Origin of the sequence: Azospirillum brasilense (assembly GCF_001315015.1) — a bacterium.
GTDB classification, from domain to species: Bacteria; Pseudomonadota; Alphaproteobacteria; order Azospirillales; family Azospirillaceae; genus Azospirillum; species Azospirillum brasilense.
The window spans coordinates 2,274,774-2,292,087 of record NZ_CP012914.1; the positions used below are offsets into that span (position 1 = coordinate 2,274,774).

The window sequence follows — 17,314 nt, forward strand, 5'->3', positions numbered from 1 at the left end:
GCGCCAAGCTCCACAAAGCGCAGGGGTGCCATCCTCGCGACGGCGGCGTTCCCGGTTCCCGCCACGGGAAGCACAGGATGGCGGGACCGCGGCTCCGCCTTCGCGAGGATGCCCTGGACGCAGGCGCGTCAGACGGTCAGGTACCGCCGGACCTCGCTCTCCTCCAGCCCGTCGCGGCTGCCTGCCAGCATGACCTCGCCGCGCTCCATCACCGCCCAGTCGTCGGCCAGATCGCGGGCGAACTCGAAATACTGCTCGACCAGCAGGATCGCCATGGTGCCCTTGTCGCGCAGGTATGAAATGGCCCGTCCGATGTCCTTGATGATGCTGGGCTGGATGCCCTCGGTCGGCTCGTCCAGCACCAGCAGCCGAGGCCGCGTCACCAGCGCCCGCCCGATGGCGAGCTGCTGCTGCTGCCCGCCCGACAGGTCGCCGCCGCGGCGGTCCAGCATGGACTTCAGCACCGGGAACAGCTCGAACACCTCGTCGGGGATGGAGCGGTCGGCGCGCTTCAGCGGCGCGTAACCGGTCAGCAGGTTTTCCCGCACCGTCAGCAGCGGGAAGATCTCGCGCCCCTGCGGGACATAGGCGATGCCGCGCCGCGCCCGCTCCGACGGGGCGAGCCTGGTGATGTCGCCGCCGTCCCAGGCGATGGTCCCGCCGGTCACCGGCTTCAGCCCGACGATGGCGCGCAGCAGCGAGGACTTGCCGACGCCGTTGCGCCCCAGCAGGCAGGTAACCTTTCCCACCTCCGCCGTCAGCGACACGCCGCGCAGCGCCTGAGCCGCGCCGTAATGGAGATCGACAGACCGTACGTCGAGCATGCTTGCTTTCTCCTGAATCCCTTCTCCCCTCTGGGGAGAAGGTTAGGATGAGGGGGCGGCCGCAGGCCGGAAAAGCTCTGCAATGAGGCTGCGTTTCCGCCCTTCGGGCGCCCCCTCACCCTGACCCTCTCCCCAGAGGGGAGAGGGAAATACATTTGCGTCACCGGCCCAGATAGACGTCGATGACCTGCTTGTTGGCGCTCACCGTATCGAGCGAACCTTCGGCCAGTACCGAGCCCTCGTGCAGCACCGTGACCTTCACGCCCAGTTCGCGGACGAAGACCATGTCATGCTCCACGACGATCACCGAATGCTTGCCGGCGATGTCCTTCAGCAGATGGGCGGTCTGTTCCGTCTCAGCGTCGGTCATGCCGGCCACCGGTTCGTCGACCAGCAGCAGCTTCGGGTCCTGGGCCAGCAGCATGCCGATCTCCAGCCACTGCTTCTCGCCGTGCGACAGGCTGCCCGCCGGGCGGTCGCGCCGCGGCGACAGGCGGGTGATGTCGAGGATCTCCTCGATCCGCGCCCGGTCCTCCCGCGTGGCCGAGTAGGTCAGCGTCTTCAGCGGGCGGCGCGGCGCCTTCAGCGACAGTTCCAGATTGTCCCAGACCGTGTGCATCTCGAACACGGTGGGGCGCTGGAACTTGCGGCCGATGCCCAGGTTGGCGATGGCCGGCTCGCGCAGGCTGGTCAGGTCGGTGCGGCCCTCGAACAGGATGGTGCCGGTGTCGGGGCGGGTCTTGCCGGTGATGACGTCCATCATGGTCGTCTTGCCGGCGCCGTTCGGCCCGATGATCGCCCGCATCTCGCCCGGCTCGATGACCAGAGACAGGCTGTTCAGCGCCCGGAACCCGTCGAAGCTGACCGACACGCCGTCCAGATACAGCAGGGTGTCCTCGGTGCTCATCTCTCTCAGACTCCCTTCTGGTCCGCCGGCTTGGCGGTGACCGTGGCGCGCGCCGGCAGCCGGTCGCGGAGCTGCGCCGCCAGACCGAGGATGCCCTTGGGCAGGAACAGCGTGACCAGCACGAACAGGCCGCCGAGCGCGAACAGCCACAGCTCCGGCAGCGCCGCTGTGAAGTAGCTTTTGCCGAAATTCACCAGCACCGCACCCAGCACCGGCCCGGCCAGCGTGCCGCGCCCGCCGACGGCGACCCAGATCACCGCCTCGATGCTGCTGGCGGGGGAGAATTCCGACGGGTTGATGATGCCCACCTGCGGCACGTAGAGCGCGCCCGCCACGCCGGCCATGCAGGCCGACAGCGTCCAGGCGAACAGCTTGTAGCGGTCGGTCTCGTAGCCCAGGAAACGCACCCGGCTCTCCGCGTCGCGCACGGCGATCAGCACCTTGCCCAGCTTGGACGCCACCACGGCCGAGGCCAGAATGTAGCCGGCCGCCAGCGCCACCACCGTCGCCACGAACAGCCCGACGCGGGTCGAGGCGGCCTGGACATCGAAGCCCAGGATCTCCTTGAAGTCGGTCAGGCCGTTGTTGCCGCCCAGCCCCATGTCGTTGCGGAAGAAGGCCAGCATCAGGGCGAAGGTCATCGCCTGCGTGATGATCGACAGGTAGACGCCGGTGACGCGCGAGCGGAAGGCGAACCAGCCGAAGGCGAAGGCGAGCAGGCCCGGCACCAGCATCACCATGATCGCGGCGAACCAGAACTGGTCGAAGCCGTGCCAGTACCAGGGCAGCTCCGTCCAGTTCAGGAAGACCATGAAGTCCGGCAGATCGGCGTTGCCGTAGACGCCGCGCGAGCCGATCTGCCGCATCAGGTACATGCCCATGGCGTAGCCGCCGAGCGTGAAGAAAGCAGCGTGGCCCAGCGACAGGATGCCGACGAAGCCCCAGACGAGGTCGAGCGACAGCGCCAGCAGGGCGAAGCACAGATATTTGCCGAGCAGCGCCACCGTGTGGGTGGACAGGTGCCACGGCGAGTCCGGGGCGGTGCCCAGCGCCATGACCGGCACCGCCACGGCCAGCACCGCCAGGACGGTCAGCAGCACGCCGGCCTTCTTGTCGAGGCCCATCAGGAAGAAATGGGTCAGCATCGGATCAGGCCTCCACCGCCCGGCCCTTCAGCGCGAACAGGCCGCGCGGACGCCGTTGGATGAACAGGATGATGAAGATCAGCACCAGGATCTTGCCCAGCACCGCGCCCGCGTAGGGCTCCAGGAACTTGTTGACGCCGCCGAGCGCCAGCGCGCCGACCAGCGTGCCCCACAGGTTGCCGACGCCACCGAACACCACGACCATGAAGCTGTCGATGATGTAGCCCTGGCCCAGGTTGGGGCTGACGTTGTCGATCTGGCTCAGCGCCACCCCGGCCAGACCAGCGATGCCGGAGCCGAGCCCGAAGGTCAGCGCGTCCACCCGCGCCGTGCGGATGCCCATGGCGTTGGCCATGCTGCGGTTCTGGGTGACGGCGCGGATGCTCAGCCCGAACCACGTCTTGCGCAGCGCCACCAGCAGCGCGCCGAAGACGAGAAAGGCGAAGACGACGATCCACAGCCGCCCGTAGGTGATGGTCAGCCCGCCGAGTTCAAAGGCGCCGGACATCCAGGACGGGGCGCCGACCTCGCGGTTCGTCGGCCCGAAGATGGAGCGCACCGCCTGCTGCAGCGCCAGCGACAGGCCCCAGGTCGCCAGCAGCGTTTCCAGCGGACGCCCATAGAGCCAGCGGATCACGCTGCGCTCGATGGCGACGCCGACCGCGCCGGAAACCAGGAAGGCGACGGGCAGAGCCACCAGGATGGAGAAATCGAACAGGCCCGGCGCCCACTGGCGGAAGGCCTCCTGCACCAGGAAGGTGGCGTAGGCGCCGATCATCACCATCTCGCCATGCGCCATGTTGATGACGCCCATGACGCCGAAGGTGACGGCCAGCCCGATCGCCGCCAGCAGCAGCACCGAGCCGAGCGACAGGCCGTACCACAGATTTTGCGCGGCACCCCACAGGGCGAGCCGCTGCTCGACGGACGCGATGGCCTTCGTCGCGGCGTCCTTCACCGCGTCGCTGCCGGTGTTGGCAGCGCCGTTCAGCAGGGCCAGCGCGTCCTGGTCGCCGCGCTCCTGAAGCACCGCGACGGCGGCGATCTTGTCGGCGTCGGGCGCGTCCCCGGTCAGCAGGACGGAGGCCCGCGCCTGGGTCATCGCGCGGCGGACGCGCTCGTCGGATTCCTTGGCCAGCGCCGTGTTGAGCGCGTCCAGCGCGTTGGCGTCGCGGCTCTTGAACACCGCCTCGGCCGCCTGCCGGCGCGTGTTGGCGTCGGGGCTCATCAGGGTGAGAGCGCCGAGCGTCGCGCTGATCGTGCGGCGCAAAGCGTTGTTGATGCGGATTTTCTCGACCGCGTTGCGGTCCGCTTCGCCGATGGCGGCGCCGGTCACCGGGTCGGTCAGGGCGTAGCCATTGCCGGCGCGCTTGGCGACGACCACGGCGCCGTCCACCTTGCGGACGTGCAGGTCGCCGGCCTGAAGGGCCTCGATCACCGGCACGACGGCGGGATCGCCCGTCTCGGCCAGCCCGGCGAGGGCCTTTTCGGTCTCGGCGTAGCTGCCGGCACCCAGGCCGCGGACCAGCGGTGCCAGATCGGCGGCGAAGGCGGACGGTGCGGCCAGCGCCAGAAACGCGGCCAGCAGCCAGCAGAATGCGCGGTGCATCGCGGTTCCTGTGATGTGTCGGAAGTCGTTTTTCTAAAAGAGGGCGTTGCCCCCACCCCGGCCCTCCCCCGCTTCGCAAGGGAGGGAGCATGGTCCCCTCCCCTGCGACAGCGGGGGAGGGTTAGGGAGGGGGCATCACGCAGGACAGTTACCGAAAGGCGTTCAGACGGTCCTCACGACCCCTTGCCGCCGCACTTGCCGGTCTTCACGTTGAAGTTGCCGCAGGACATCGGGGCGCGCCAATCGGAGATCAGATCCTTGCTGTCCGGCAGGAAGTCCGACCACTCGTCGCCGGCCACGAGGCCCGGCGTCTTGGAGACGGTCTCGAACTGGCCGTTCTCCTGCACTTCGCCGATCAGCACCGGCTTGGTGATGTGGTGGTTCGGCAGCATGGCCGAGTAGCCGCCGGTCAGGTTCGGCACAGCGACGCCGACGAGGCTGTCGATCACCGCGTTGCTGTCGGTGGTGCCGGCCTTCTCGACCGCCTTCACCCACATGTTGAAGCCGATGTAGTGGGCTTCCATCGGGTCGTTGGTGACGCGCTTGTCGTTCTTGGTGAAGGCCTGCCACTTCTTGATGAAGTCGCTGTTCTCCGGCGTGTCCACCGACATGAAGTAGTTCCAGGCGGCGAGATGCCCGACCAGCGGCTTGGTGTCGATGCCGGCCAGCTCCTCCTCACCCACGGAGAAGGCGACGACGGGGATGTCCTGCGCCTTGACGCCCTGGTTGCCCAGCTCCTTGTAGAAGGGGACGTTGGCGTCGCCGTTGATGGTCGAGACGACCGCGGTCTTCTTGCCGGCGGAGCCGAATTTCTTGATGTCGGCGACGATGTTCTGCCAGTCGGAATGGCCGAACGGGGTGTAGTTGATCATGATGTCCTCGGACTTCACGCCCTTGGACTTCAGGTAGGTTTCCAGGATCTTGTTGGTCGTGCGCGGATAGACGTAGTCGGTGCCGGCCAGCACCCAGCGCTGCACGCCTTCCTTTTCCGCCAGATAGTCGACGGCGGGGATCGCCTGCTGGTTCGGGGCGGCGCCGGTGTAGAAGACGTTGCGCGAGGACTCCTCGCCTTCATACTGCACCGGGTAGAACAGGATGCTGTTCAGCTCCTCGAACACCGGCAGGACGGACTTGCGGCTGACCGAGGTCCAGCAGCCGAACACCGCGGCCACCTTGTCCTTGCTGACCAGCTCGCGCGCTTTTTCGGCGAACAGGGGCCAGTTGGAGGCGGGATCGACGACGACCGGCTCCAGCTTCTTGCCGAGAACGCCGCCCTTCTTGTTCTGCTCTTCGATGAGCATCAGCATGACGTCCTTCAGCGTGGTCTCGCTGATCGCCATGGTGCCCGACAGGGAATGGAGGATGCCGACCTTGATGGTGTCCTGGGCCGACGCCGGGGCGGCGAAGCCCGCGGCGAACGTGACGGCAAGGCCGGCGGCCGCCGCAAGGGTGCGACCGGTCTTGAAGCCCGACTGGAACCCCGTCTTGAACATTGTGAATACCCCCCGTTCTTTGGTCTGGCGCCCGCCTCAGGCGCCCAGGGGTATCCTTCGCAAATGTGATGCCACAGCCGGTTTTCAGGAAGGCGGTTCAGGGAATCCGCAGCGATCCACAGCCCAACATTCGCTTACGAATTATGCACGCTTCCGTTTTATGCTCAAATTTTGCTCATTTCCGCTGAAATGACTTCTTTTTAGGCGTTGCTTCACACCGAAGACCGATGCCGTTCGACACAGACCGACAGCACCTCATCCAAAGGTCGTGCCCACCACTGGCGCGAGAATATTTCAACCTCGGAATAGCCTTTGAATCCAACGGCTTCCACCCAGCCACGGATCATTGGAATATCGATCATTCCATCGCCCATCATGCCCCGGTCCTCCAGCAGATCGGCGGTCGGCACCAGCCAATCGCACACATGGAAGGCACACAGGCGATTCCGGCCCGCCCGGCGGATCTGCGCCTCCAGTTCCGGGTCCCACCAGACATGATAGACGTCCAACGCCACGCCCAGCGCTCCAGTTCCCTCCGGGTCCAGCCGGTCGCAGAGATCGAGCGCGTGGCCCATCGTGTTCACGCAGGCGCGATCGGCGGCGTACATCGGGTGCAGCGGCTCGATGGCGAGCGGCATTCCGGCGCCGCGGGCGTGCTCAAGCAGCTCGGCGATGCCGTCCTCCACCTGGGCGCGGGCCAGCGCGATGTCCTTGGACGGCGGGGAGCCGGGGCGGGAGAATTGCGGCAGCCCGCCGACCACCAGCACGAGGCAGGGGGCGCCCAGGGCCACCGCCTCGTCCACGGCGCGGCGGTTGTCGTCGCGCACCTCGGCCCGGCGGTCGGGATCGGCGGGGAACATGCCGCCGCGGCAGTAGCCGGACAGCTCCAGCCCCAGTTCCTTCACGGACCGGACGGCACGGTCCAGCCCCACCGCGGCCACCTGATCCCGCCAGGGCGAGACGGCGCGGATTCCGTGGCGGGCACAGGCGTCGAAGATCTGCAGCAGGTCGCCCTGCTTGCGCACCGTGGCCGTGTTGATGGACAGCCAGCGATGATCGCCAGAGAAGTCGCGCATGATCGTGGTCCTTTTCGTTCTCGCCCCCTCTCCCCTCTGGGGAGAGGGCTGGGGTGAGGGGGTCCCGCGATGCCTGAGCGTACGGTCCCCCGAGAACCCCCTCACCCGGCGCCTTCGGCGCCCCCCTCTCCCCAGAGGGGAGAGGGGCTTATCCCCTCACACCGCCTCGATGCCGCGGACGGCCAGGACGTCGGCCATGCGCCACACCGCTTCCTCCGGGTCGCGCAGCAGCCCGGCCTTGTCGGCCAGCCGGAAAATCTCCGCCAGATGCAGGGTGGAGCGCGTGCCCTCCTGCCCGCCGATCATCGTGAAATGGTCCTGGTGGCCGTTCAGATAGGCCATGAAGACCACCCCGGTCTTGTAGAAACGGGTCGGCGCCTTGAAGATGTGGCGGGACAGCGGAACGGTCGGCTCCAGAATCTCGTGGAAGCGTCCCTCCTCGCCCGCCGCCAGCTCGGCCAAGGCCGCCGCGGCCGCCGGGGCGATGGCGTCGAAGATGCCCAGCAGAGCGTCGGAATGCCCCTCCGCGTCGCCGGCGATCAGCTCCGCGTAGTTGAAGTCGTCGCCGGTGTACATGCGCACGCCGGGGGCCAGACGGCGGCGCATGACGATCTCCTTGTCCTTGTCGAGCAGGGAGATCTTCACCCCGTCGACCTTGGCCGCGAAGTCGTTGATGATGCCGACCGCGGTGTCGAGCGCCACCGGGAAGTCGTTGGTTCCCCAGTAACCGGCCAGCGCCGGGTCGAACATGTCGCCCAGCCAGTGGATGATCACCGGGCTGCGCACCTGGGAGAGGATGCGGCTGTAGACGCGGACGTAGTCGTCCGGCCCCTTGGCCACGCGGGCGAGCGCGCGCGACGCCATCAGGATCACCCGCCCGCCGAGATCCTCGACCGCGGCGACCTGCGTCTCGTAGGCGCGGATCACGTCGTCGAGGGAGCGGGCGTCCTCCGGCGCCAGATGGTCGGTGCCCGCCCCGCAGGCGATCAGCGCGTTGCCGCGCGCCTTCGCCGCGGTCAGGGAGCGCCGGATCAGCTCCAGCGAGGCGTTCCAGTCCAGCCCCATGCCGCGCTGCGCGGTGTCCATCGCCTCGGCCACGCCGAATCCGAGGTCCCACAGATGCTCGCGGAAGGCGATGGTGCGGTCCCAGTCGATGGCCGGGGTCAGCCAGGGGTCGTTGTCGGCCAGCGGGTCGGCCACCATGTGGGCGGCGGCGTAGGCCACGCGGTTCAGCGGCCGGTCAGTGCGGGCGGGGAAGCCGCGCGCGGGGGCGACCTCGTAGCTTTCCAGCGACCGGTCGGCGCGCGGCAGCTTGATGGTCAGTGCCATGGACAAGGCCCTCCGGTCAGGCGGTCAGCGAGGGAACGTCGACCCAGCGGCGCTCCTTCCAGCTCTTCAGCGCGGCTTCGACGAGTTGCACGCCCTTGGCGCCCTCGATCAGCCCGTGATTGAAGGGGGCGTCCTCGACGACGTGGCGGATGAAGGACTCCCACTGCGTCTTGAAGCCGTTGTCGGTCGGCTGGTTGTCGGGCACCGGCTGCCACGTCGCGTAGAAGTCCATGGTCTGCTTCTGGTCCGGGTTCCACACCGGGCGCGGCGTGCCCTGGCGCGGCTGGATCACGCAGTCGCTCAGGCCCGCGACCGCCGAGCCGTGGGTGCCGTCCACCTGGAAGGTCACCAGATCGTCGCGGTACACCCGCGTCGCCCAGGAGGAGTTGATGTGGGCGATGACTCCGCCCTCCAGCTCGAAGGTGGCGTAGGCCGCGTCGTCGGCGGTGGCCTGATAGCGCTTGCCCTGCTCGTCCCAGCGCTCCGGGATGTGGATGGCGCCCAGGCAGGAGACGCTCTTGACCTGCCCGAAAAGGTTGTCGAGCACGTAGCGCCAGTGGCAGACCATGTCGAGGATGATGCCGCCGCCATCCTCCTCCCGGTAGTTCCAGGAGGGGCGTTGGGCCGGCTGCCAGTCGCCCTCGAACACCCAATAGCCGAACTCGCCGCGCACCGAGAGGATCTTCCCGAAGAAGCCGCTGTCGCGCAGCATCTTCAGCTTCTGCAGGCCGGGCAGAAACAACTTGTCCTGCACGGTGCCGTTCTTCACCCCGGCCTCCTCGGCCAGCCGGACGACGCGCAGCGCCTCCTCCAGGTTGGTGGCGATGGGCTTCTCGCAATAGACGTGCTTGCCGGCGCGGATCGCCGCCTCCAGCAGCGTCGGGCGCATCTGGGTGGTGCCGGCGTCGAAGAAGATCGTGTCGTCCGGGTTCGCCAGGGCCGCGTCCAGATTGTCGGTCCAGCGCTCCACGCCGTGGCGCTGGGCCAGCTCGCGGATCTTCTCGGCGTTGCGCCCGACCAGGATGGGGTCCGGCATGACGCGGGACCCGTCGGACAGCGTGACGCCGCCTTGCGCCCGGATGGCGAGGATCGACCGGATCAGGTGCTGGTTCATGCCCATGCGGCCGGTCACGCCATGCATGATGATACCAAGGCGCTTCGTGCTCATGTCGAGGACTCCCTAGGGGATTATTCGTTTTTCAGAGGGGACAGGCGGTCCCACCGGGGCTGCGCCGCGCTGGCGAAGCCGGGGACGGCCAGGGTTTCGGTCGGCAGGCTGCCGCCCGCCGTGGCGAGACGGACGGTGCCGTCCCGCTGGGTGTAGAAGCTGGGATGCGCGTCGAGGAAGGCGTCGGCCTCCGGCGCTCCGTCGAAGCCGTTTCCGTACTGGTGCCCGTTGCGCTCCGCGTCGGCGATGCCGAGCAGCGCGACCAGGGCCGTGTCCTGCTGCACCGCCAGCCCGGCCTGACAGGTCAGGTCCTCAGCCGCCACGAAGTGCGGCGCGCCCCAGGCTTCGCAGCGCGCCCGGTTGAGGACGGCCTTGTAGAGACCCTTGCAGGACTTGGACGACACGCCGCGGTAACCGGCGGCGCGGGCGCGCGGGAAGGCGTCGTAGCCGTCGTCGGACTCGTCGATGATGAAGGGGATGCGCTCCGCCACCGCGCCCAACGGCGCCTCCAGCGCGCGCTCCCGCGCCACCGGCTGCTCGATGTAGAGCAGGCGCCCGCGGAAGCCCGTCAGCGCCGGATCGCGCTCCAGCCCGTCCACGAAGGCGTCAAGGGCCGCCATGTCCGCGTATTGCTCGTTGCCGTCCAGCGTGGCGCGGTAGTCGCCCGCCGCCGCGTCGAGCACGCCGGCGATCACCGCCAGGCGCGCGAGATCGGCGGACGGATCGCCGCCCAGCTTGATCTTGAAGCGGCCCAGCCGCTCCCGCGCCAGCAGGGCGCGCAGGGCCTCCGGCTGGTCGAGCAGCCCGACCGTGTGGCGGAGCGCCACGGAGGCCCGCGGCTCCAGCCCGACGAGGAAGCCGTCCAGGTCGAAGCCCGCCAGATCCGGCGTCAGCCGCGCGTCGATCCCGGCGCGGTTCGTCCGCATGCCGGTGAAGAAGTCGGTGTCCAGAGCCCGCAGCAGCCCGTCCAGCATCGCCTTGTCGATCAGCGCCGGCCCGTAGGCGGCGGTCAGGTCGGGTAGCCCGGCGGCGCGGCAGGCCGCCCGCTGGATTTCATAAGCCGCCGCGTGGTGCCCGAAGGCGGTGTCGGCACGGTCCGTCCCGTAGGCGTCGCGGGCGAGGCGCAGGGAGCGGCGCAGGCCGTCCACCGTCTCGTCCGGGCTGCGGTCCGGGCGTTTGTCGAACCACTTCGGCATCATCATCTCGGCGGTGCCGCCCCACGCCTCCCCGACGCCGTCCACATGGACCAAAGCGCGGACGAAGGCCTGAGGGGCCGCCTCCACCGTCACGCTGCCGAAGCGGAAGGGCTTCACGAAGCGGACGGGGCGTTCATAGAGGTCGATGGCGCGGATGGTGAGGAGGGGTGCGGGTGCGGTGCCCCCACCCTTCCCACGGCTCTGCCGTGGGCCCCTTCCCTCCCCCGCTGACGCAGGGGAGGGAGGTGATTCCCCTCCCCTGCGGAGCGGGGGAGGGTCAGGGAGGGGGCAAGACTCGTCCATCACCACACGCCCCCTCAGTCCAGATGCCCTTGGGCGTTGAAATGCGCCCGGATGCGCTGGGTCAGCTCGATGAAGACGGGGTGCCCCATGACATCCAGCGAGCGCGGGCGGGGCAGCGGCACCTCGTAGGTCGCGGCGATGGCGCCGGGACGCTCCGACATCACCATCACCCGGTCGGCCAGGAACACCGCCTCGGGGATCGAGTGGGTGATCAGCAGCACCGTCTTGCCCGTCTCGTGCTGGATGCGCTGCAGCTCGACGTTCATCTTCTCCCGCGTCATGGCGTCGAGCGCGCCGAACGGCTCATCCATCAGCAGGATCTTCGGGTCGTGGACCAGCGCCCGGCAGAGCGAGGCGCGCTGCTGCATGCCGCCGGAGAGCTGCCAGGGGTACTTGTTCTCGAACCCCTCCAGCCCGGTCATGCGGATCAGCGCGCGGGCGCGCTCCAGGTATTTGTCCCGCGGCAGGCCGCGGACCTCCACCGGCATCATGATGTTGCGCAGCACCGTCCGCCAGGCGAGCAGCACCGGGCTCTGGAACACGATGCCCACGTCGTCGTGCGGCTCGGTCACCGTGGTGCCTTCGATGGTGATGGCGCCCTCGCTGACGGGCAGCAGCCCGGCGACCAGCTTCAGCAGCGTGGACTTGCCGCAGCCGGACGGGCCGACCACCACCAGGAACTCGCCGTCCCGCACGTCGAAGGTGATCGGGCGCAGGGACGGCACCTCCCCGTCGCGGCTGCGGTAGGTCTTGGTCACGCCGTCGATCTGGATCAGGGTCTTTTGCGACAGGCGGGCCGTTTCGGCCGATCCGACGACTTTCAACTGGGGCTGAGCCATGTCCCTGCTCTCCTGTCCGTCCGGCCTCACTGGCCCGCCGCGGCGGGATCGGGGAGGAAGTCGCGGGTGTAGAAGGCCTTCGGGTTCTTCTTCGCCGCGGCGTCCAGGCCGCCGTATTCGACCAGCAGGTCCACGGTCTCGGCCATGTTGGCGTCGGTGACGCGGAAGGGCCGCTGCCCCTTGGTCTCCGCCGTGCGGTAGAGCGGCGTGGTCAGCTCGAAGCCCTCCAGCAGGGTGGCTTCCTGGCCGCCCTTCGGGTTGGCCTTGAGGATGGCGGCCACCGCCTCCTTGGGGTTCTTCTCCGCCCCTTCGACCGCCTTGGTCGTGGCGGCCATGAAGCGCTTCACGAGGTCGGGCTTGTCCTTCAGCGTCTCGGTGTGGGCGATGATGCCGGAGGAGACCATATTGACGCCGTAGTCGGCGAAGCGGATCGGCGTCACCGACTTGCCGGTGGCGTCCTTGATCTTCATGCTCTGGTCCATGACGTAGCCCAGCAGCAGGTCCGCCTGCCCGTTGATGACGGCGTTCAGCTTGGTCTGGGCGTCGCCCGACACGACGCGGAAATCGCTGTCCTTCAGGCCGGTCTTCTTCAGGAACAGCGGCCAGATCTGGGACATGCTGTCGCCCGGCGTCATGGCGACGGTCTTGCCCTTGATGTCCTCGGGCTTGCGGATGTTCTTGTCGGTGAAGCCCATGGCCGACATCGGGCTGGTCTGGAGCAACACGCCGGGCGAGGTCACCGGGGCGCCCTTCACCGCCGCCTTCATCATGGTCGGCACGTCGACGTAGCCGAAATCGACGGTCTTCGCGGCCACCGCCTGGGTCGTCACCGCCGACCCGCGGCCCTCCTGGATCTCCAGGTCGATGCCCTCGGCCTCGTACAGGCCCTTGTCCTTGCCGTAGTAGAAGGGGGCGTGCTCGCCATACACGTACCAGTTCAGCATCAGCACGACCTTGTCCGCGGCTTGGGCCGGAAGCGTCGTGGCCGTGAGGGCGCAGAGCGCCGCGAAGAGCGTCCGTTTCATCTCGTCTCCTCCCGAAGGGTGTCCGGCGTCGCTGTTGGTTTTCTTGTCGGCGTTACGACGTCGGGATGTAGTTGTGGCGTTGGCTCGCGTGCCAGGGGATGGCGAGCCGCTCGATCACGTCGATGACCCAGAAAAGCACCACCCCGATCAGCGCCAGCACCACCAGGGCCGCGAACATCAGGGGAAGTTCGAAATTCCCGATGGAGCGTTGCAGGACGAAGCCGATGCCGGAATTCGCTCCCACGAACTCGCCCACCACGGCGCCCACCACGGCCAGCGTGATCGACACCTTCAGACCGGCGAAGATGGCCGGCAGGGCGTGCGGCAGGCTGACCATGCGGAAGGTCTGAAGGCGCGTCGCCTTCATGGACTTGGCGAGGTCCATCATGTCGCCGTCCACCGACTTGAAGCCCTGCACCGCCGACACGACGATGGGGAAGAAAGCCAGCAGGAAGGCGGAGATCACCTTGGGCAGCAGCCCGAAGCCGAACCACACCACGAACAGCGGCGCGATGGCGACCTTCGGGATCGACTGCGAGAAGACCAGCAGCGGGTAGACGTAGGATTCCACCGTCTTCGACCCGGCGATCAGCATGGCGATGGGAATGCCGAACAGCACCGACAGGGCGAAGCCGCCCAAGGTCGCCAGCGTGGTCGGCACCGACGCCGCCAGGAGCTGGTCCCAGTCCGCGGCGAGGGCTAAGGCCACGTCGCCGGGTTTCGGTATCAGATAGGGCGGGATCGCGAAGATCCGCACCGACAGGTCCCACAGGACGGTCAGGACCACCAGGAACAGCACCGGCCGGAACCAGCCGGAATTGAGCAGACGCAGCAGCGTGGCACCCGCCCCGCCCCGTCGCGCCGCCGTTCCCGAAGCGGGACCGCCACGGGATGTATTCCCGTGAGCCGCCGCATCGACAGCCATCGCTCCTCCTCCCCCGGTCGTTGCGGCGCCGACGTGAGGCGCTCTTTTAACCGGCTGGTTAAAAGTAAGCCCGGCGCGGCAAAGCGGTCAACCCTGCCAAAGAGGTAGGACGGATGGTCAGGTATGCGGATTATTCATGATGAAACCACCGGCGGCTCAGGCCCGCAGAGATGACAGGATCAGCTCCACCATATGGTCCAGCCGCTCCGCCTTGGCCTCCTCGGCCAGCAGGTCGCGACCGAAGATGACCGACAGGGTGTGGACGTTGGACAGGTAGAAGTAGGACTGCCCGGCGATGGAGATGTAGAGCTGCACCGGGTCCACCCCCGTCCGGAAGATCCCGGTGGCGACGCCGCGCTCCAGCACGTCGGCGATCATCTGCACGAAGGGCGAATGCATGGCGTGCACCTTGTCGGAGGTCTTCAGCAGCTCCGCCCGGTGCAGGTTCTCGATGTTCAGCAGCGCCATGAATTCGGGATGGTCGAGGAAATACTGCCAGGTGAAGTGGATCAGCCGGGCGATGGCGGCGGGCGGGTCCAGGGTCTCCAGGCTCAGCGTGCGTTCGGTGGCGCGGATGTGCGCGTAGGCACCCTCCAGCACGGCCAGATACAGGCTCTCCTTGTTGCCGACATGGTAGTAGAGCATGCGCTTGTTGGTGCCGGCGACCTCGGCGATCCGCTCCACGCGGGCGCCACCCAGACCGTAGCGCGCAAACTCCTCCGTTGCGGCGGCGAGGATGCGCGCGCGGGTGCCCTCCGGGTCCCGGGTGACCTTCGCGGGTTTGGCCGGCTTGGCTGTGGAAGCGGTCATTTTCGGGTCGGTCAGCGTGTCCATCCAGGCCGGTCCTCGCATGACGCGGCTGGAGGGCGAGCCGCAATGCGTTCCAATGTGGAGCATATCAGCCGAAACGGAAAGACGAAGCGGCGTTACCGACTCAAGAGCGTCGCGCCGCGCCAGATGCCGGGCTGCATCGCGCCGGTGGAGTCGATGGCCGCGCCCGGGCCGTCCTGGATGCCGCCGCGGAACTGCCCGACATGGCGGGTGCCGCCGCGCATCGACAACTCGCCCGGCCCCGCCGGGAGACGGTCCACCACCACGCCGTTGAACCGCTCGCCGTTGGTGAAGGCCAGCTCGCCATGGCCGTCCACACGGCCCTGGCGGACCTCGCCGGCGTAGGAATCGCCGTTGGCGAAGCGGTAGACGCCCGGCCCGTTCGGCACGGCGTTCACGAAGGTCCCCTCGAAGCGGTCGCCGGATGGGAAGCCCAGGACGCCGTAGCCGGACATCTGGTCGTCCTTCCACTCCCCCTCATAGACCTGACCGTTGGCGAAGCGGTAGACGCCGACGCCGTTGCGGCTGATCGTGCCCTGAAGGGAGAAGTTGCCCAGCCCGCGGTTCCATGCCCCCTCATAGACGTCGCCGTTGGGGAAGCGGTGCACCCCGTAGCCCGACTCCCCGCCGCGGGCCTGACCGGCAGCGCGGCGGGCGGCGGCCTGGGCCTCGCGCGCCTTCGACTCCGCCCCGCGCCCGGCGGTGGCGGAACGGGCTGCGCGGGCGGCGGCGTTGCGGCCCGCCTGCACGGCGTCGCGGTAGGGTTCGGCCAGCCCGGCGATGACCGGGTCCGCGCCGGAGGTCGAGCGCCCCGCGGCGCTTTCCCCGCCACTGTCGGGAAGGGCGGCCAGCCGCGTCGGGCCGGTCGTGCCGGACAGCGCGCCGGCCACCGGATCGACGTCGTTGCGAACCACCGTGGGCGGCGGGAAGGCGCTGGGCGCCGCACCACCCATGGACACAGCCTCACCCGCCCGGCCGGCCAGTGTCCCGGTGGTGACATAGCCCTCCTGCCCCGACGAATCCCGCACCAGCACCCAGCCGGAGTCGGGCGCCGCCTGGAGCAGCGTCACCCGCTGCCCCTGCTCCAGATCGCGCAGGCTGCGGGCGCCCAGCACCGGGCGGGCGAACAGGTTGGCGTCGCGCGCCACCGTGTAGACGCCGGGCGTCAGGGCCGCTGGCTGGGACTGCGGCGGTTGCTGGGCCTGGGAAGGTTGCTGGGCGGAGGCGACCGGCACCTCCTCCGGCTTGGCGAGGTTGCTGGAGAAGGCGAAACCGGTCTTGCCGTCCTGCTCGACGCGCAGCCAGCCGCCGTTGCGCCGGGTCCGCCCGGTGACCGTGACCTCGCTGTCGTGGCGCAGCGTGCCGACGACCGCCGCCTTGGTGTCGGGACCGGCGCGCAGGTTGGTGTCGCGCGTCACCACCCGCTTCTCGTTCAGCGGGTCCACCTCGACCTCGGCGACCGCCGGGGCCGTCGGCTTCTCCTCCGTCCTCTGCGGCAACGGCTTGGGTTCGATTGGCTTGGATTCGGCCGGCTTCGGTTCGGGGACCGTCGCCTCCACGGCGGGTGGCGCCTCCTCCGTCCGGGCAACGACGGGGGCGGACGGCGCGCGCGGGCCGGGCACCAGCACGAGATCGGCGCCCAGCCGGTCCTGGAGCCAGGGGTGCTGCGTCCCGCGGGTGCGTCCGACGACGGTGCGGGCGACCTCGGCCAGCGCGTCGCGCAGCGGCACGCCCGGCTTGACCATCTCCTGCGCCAGGGCGGTGGAGAAAACATCCGCTCCCTTGCCCGGCGGCGAGGCGGGCGGCGTGCCGGGCCGGTGCGAATAGACGACGAACAGGTTGTCGAGCGCCGCCGGGGCCGCCAGCGCCGGCTTGACGGACCGCCCCTCCTCGCCCATCGCCGACGCCAGCCGGTCGGCCAACGGGTGGGCGGGCACCGGGTCGAACACGGCGACGGCCTTGCGCCCGCTGCGCTGGATCTCCTTCAGCGCGTAGTCCAGTTCGATGGTGTCGAAGATCACGTCGTATTCGGAGCCGGGCTTGGCGTCCACCGGCACCAGGAAGCCCTTGGCCGACAGGCTCAGCGCCACGCCGGAGTAATAGAGGAAGCCCAGGTCGGCCTGTCCCAGCGCGTCCTGGAAGCGGGTCAGCGCCGCGACCATGCCGCGGTGGTCGAGGTTCTCGGCGGCGGTGACGGTGAAGCCGGCGCGGCGCAGCGCGTCGGCGACAACGGCCGCGTTGGCGCCCACCCCGGCGGCCGGACCGCCCTCCTGGTACTGCGCGTTGCCGATCACCAGCGCAACGCGCTTGTCGTCGGCAAGCGCCTGGGGAGCAAAGGCGGTGTTCGCCGTCACCAGGACCAGCGCAACAGTCCAAACGGCGCTCCGGGGCCAGCGCAACACGTCGATACCCTCCACCTGATCTTTCTTTGACCACCCCTTTAGGGAGTCGCGGGCCACGCCGGCTGTAACGATTTTGGTCGAAGCCGCCGTCGGCCTCCCGTTGTCGGGTCTTCCGGTTCGCAACCGGTTTGCGGATCGCCAAGCCATGAACGGCCAAGTCTAGCTCATTGCCCCAACACCAATTTCTGCAATTTCGGGGGCGGCGTGGTCCCATCCGCAGACGGTGCGTCCCACCAACGAAC

General features: G+C 68.7%; 14 protein-coding genes. All 14 read right to left on the reverse strand.

Annotated features, from left to right (window positions below; all coding sequences use genetic code 11):
• Positions 1-128 precede the first annotated feature (128 nt).
• Positions 129-824, reverse strand: a complete 696-nt coding sequence (gene urtE, locus AMK58_RS10595; RefSeq protein WP_035675129.1) for an urea ABC transporter ATP-binding subunit UrtE — start codon at positions 822-824, stop codon at positions 129-131.
• Between the two features lie 160 nt (positions 825-984).
• On the reverse strand, positions 985-1,731 hold the full coding sequence (gene urtD / locus AMK58_RS10600; RefSeq protein WP_035675131.1) for an urea ABC transporter ATP-binding protein UrtD: 747 nt from the start codon (positions 1,729-1,731) through the stop codon (positions 985-987).
• Between the two features lie 5 nt (positions 1,732-1,736).
• Positions 1,737-2,876, reverse strand: a complete 1,140-nt coding sequence (urtC, locus tag AMK58_RS10605; RefSeq protein WP_035675134.1) for an urea ABC transporter permease subunit UrtC — start codon at positions 2,874-2,876, stop codon at positions 1,737-1,739.
• A gap of 4 nt (positions 2,877-2,880) precedes the next feature.
• On the reverse strand, positions 2,881-4,485 hold the full coding sequence (gene urtB / locus AMK58_RS10610; protein WP_035675135.1) for an urea ABC transporter permease subunit UrtB: 1,605 nt from the start codon (positions 4,483-4,485) through the stop codon (positions 2,881-2,883).
• A gap of 173 nt (positions 4,486-4,658) precedes the next feature.
• The gene (gene urtA, locus AMK58_RS10615) at positions 4,659-5,978 is read right to left on the reverse strand and encodes an urea ABC transporter substrate-binding protein (protein ID WP_035675136.1); all 1,320 of its coding nucleotides are present in this window, start codon (positions 5,976-5,978) and stop codon (positions 4,659-4,661) included.
• 212 nt (positions 5,979-6,190) lie between these two features.
• Positions 6,191-7,054, reverse strand: coding sequence for a sugar phosphate isomerase/epimerase family protein (locus AMK58_RS10620; protein ID WP_035675137.1), 864 nt, complete (start codon positions 7,052-7,054; stop codon positions 6,191-6,193).
• 156 nt (positions 7,055-7,210) lie between these two features.
• Positions 7,211-8,383 (reverse strand): dihydrodipicolinate synthase family protein, encoded by a 1,173-nt coding sequence (locus tag AMK58_RS10625; protein WP_035675139.1) that lies wholly within the window; start codon positions 8,381-8,383, stop codon positions 7,211-7,213.
• Between the two features lie 16 nt (positions 8,384-8,399).
• Positions 8,400-9,551, reverse strand: a complete 1,152-nt coding sequence (locus AMK58_RS10630; protein ID WP_035675142.1) for a Gfo/Idh/MocA family protein — start codon at positions 9,549-9,551, stop codon at positions 8,400-8,402.
• A gap of 20 nt (positions 9,552-9,571) precedes the next feature.
• On the reverse strand, positions 9,572-10,864 hold the full coding sequence (locus AMK58_RS10635) for an enolase-like domain-containing protein (protein WP_079285083.1): 1,293 nt from the start codon (positions 10,862-10,864) through the stop codon (positions 9,572-9,574).
• A gap of 200 nt (positions 10,865-11,064) precedes the next feature.
• Positions 11,065-11,889, reverse strand: a complete 825-nt coding sequence (locus AMK58_RS10640; protein WP_035675144.1) for an ABC transporter ATP-binding protein — start codon at positions 11,887-11,889, stop codon at positions 11,065-11,067.
• A gap of 26 nt (positions 11,890-11,915) precedes the next feature.
• A complete protein-coding gene (locus AMK58_RS10645; RefSeq protein ID WP_035675146.1) occupies positions 11,916-12,914 on the reverse strand; it encodes an ABC transporter substrate-binding protein in 999 nt (332 codons plus the stop codon).
• 52 nt (positions 12,915-12,966) lie between these two features.
• On the reverse strand, positions 12,967-13,839 hold the full coding sequence (locus tag AMK58_RS10650) for an ABC transporter permease (RefSeq protein WP_196813136.1): 873 nt from the start codon (positions 13,837-13,839) through the stop codon (positions 12,967-12,969).
• Between the two features lie 156 nt (positions 13,840-13,995).
• Positions 13,996-14,673 carry a TetR/AcrR family transcriptional regulator gene (locus AMK58_RS10655; RefSeq protein WP_051140318.1) on the reverse strand — a complete coding sequence of 226 codons (678 nt, stop codon included), beginning with the start codon at positions 14,671-14,673 and terminating at the stop codon, positions 13,996-13,998.
• Positions 14,674-14,765: 92 nt separating this feature from the next.
• On the reverse strand, positions 14,766-17,072 hold the full coding sequence (locus tag AMK58_RS31770; protein ID WP_158283133.1) for an SH3 domain-containing protein: 2,307 nt from the start codon (positions 17,070-17,072) through the stop codon (positions 14,766-14,768).
• Between the last annotated feature and the right edge of the window lie 242 nt (positions 17,073-17,314).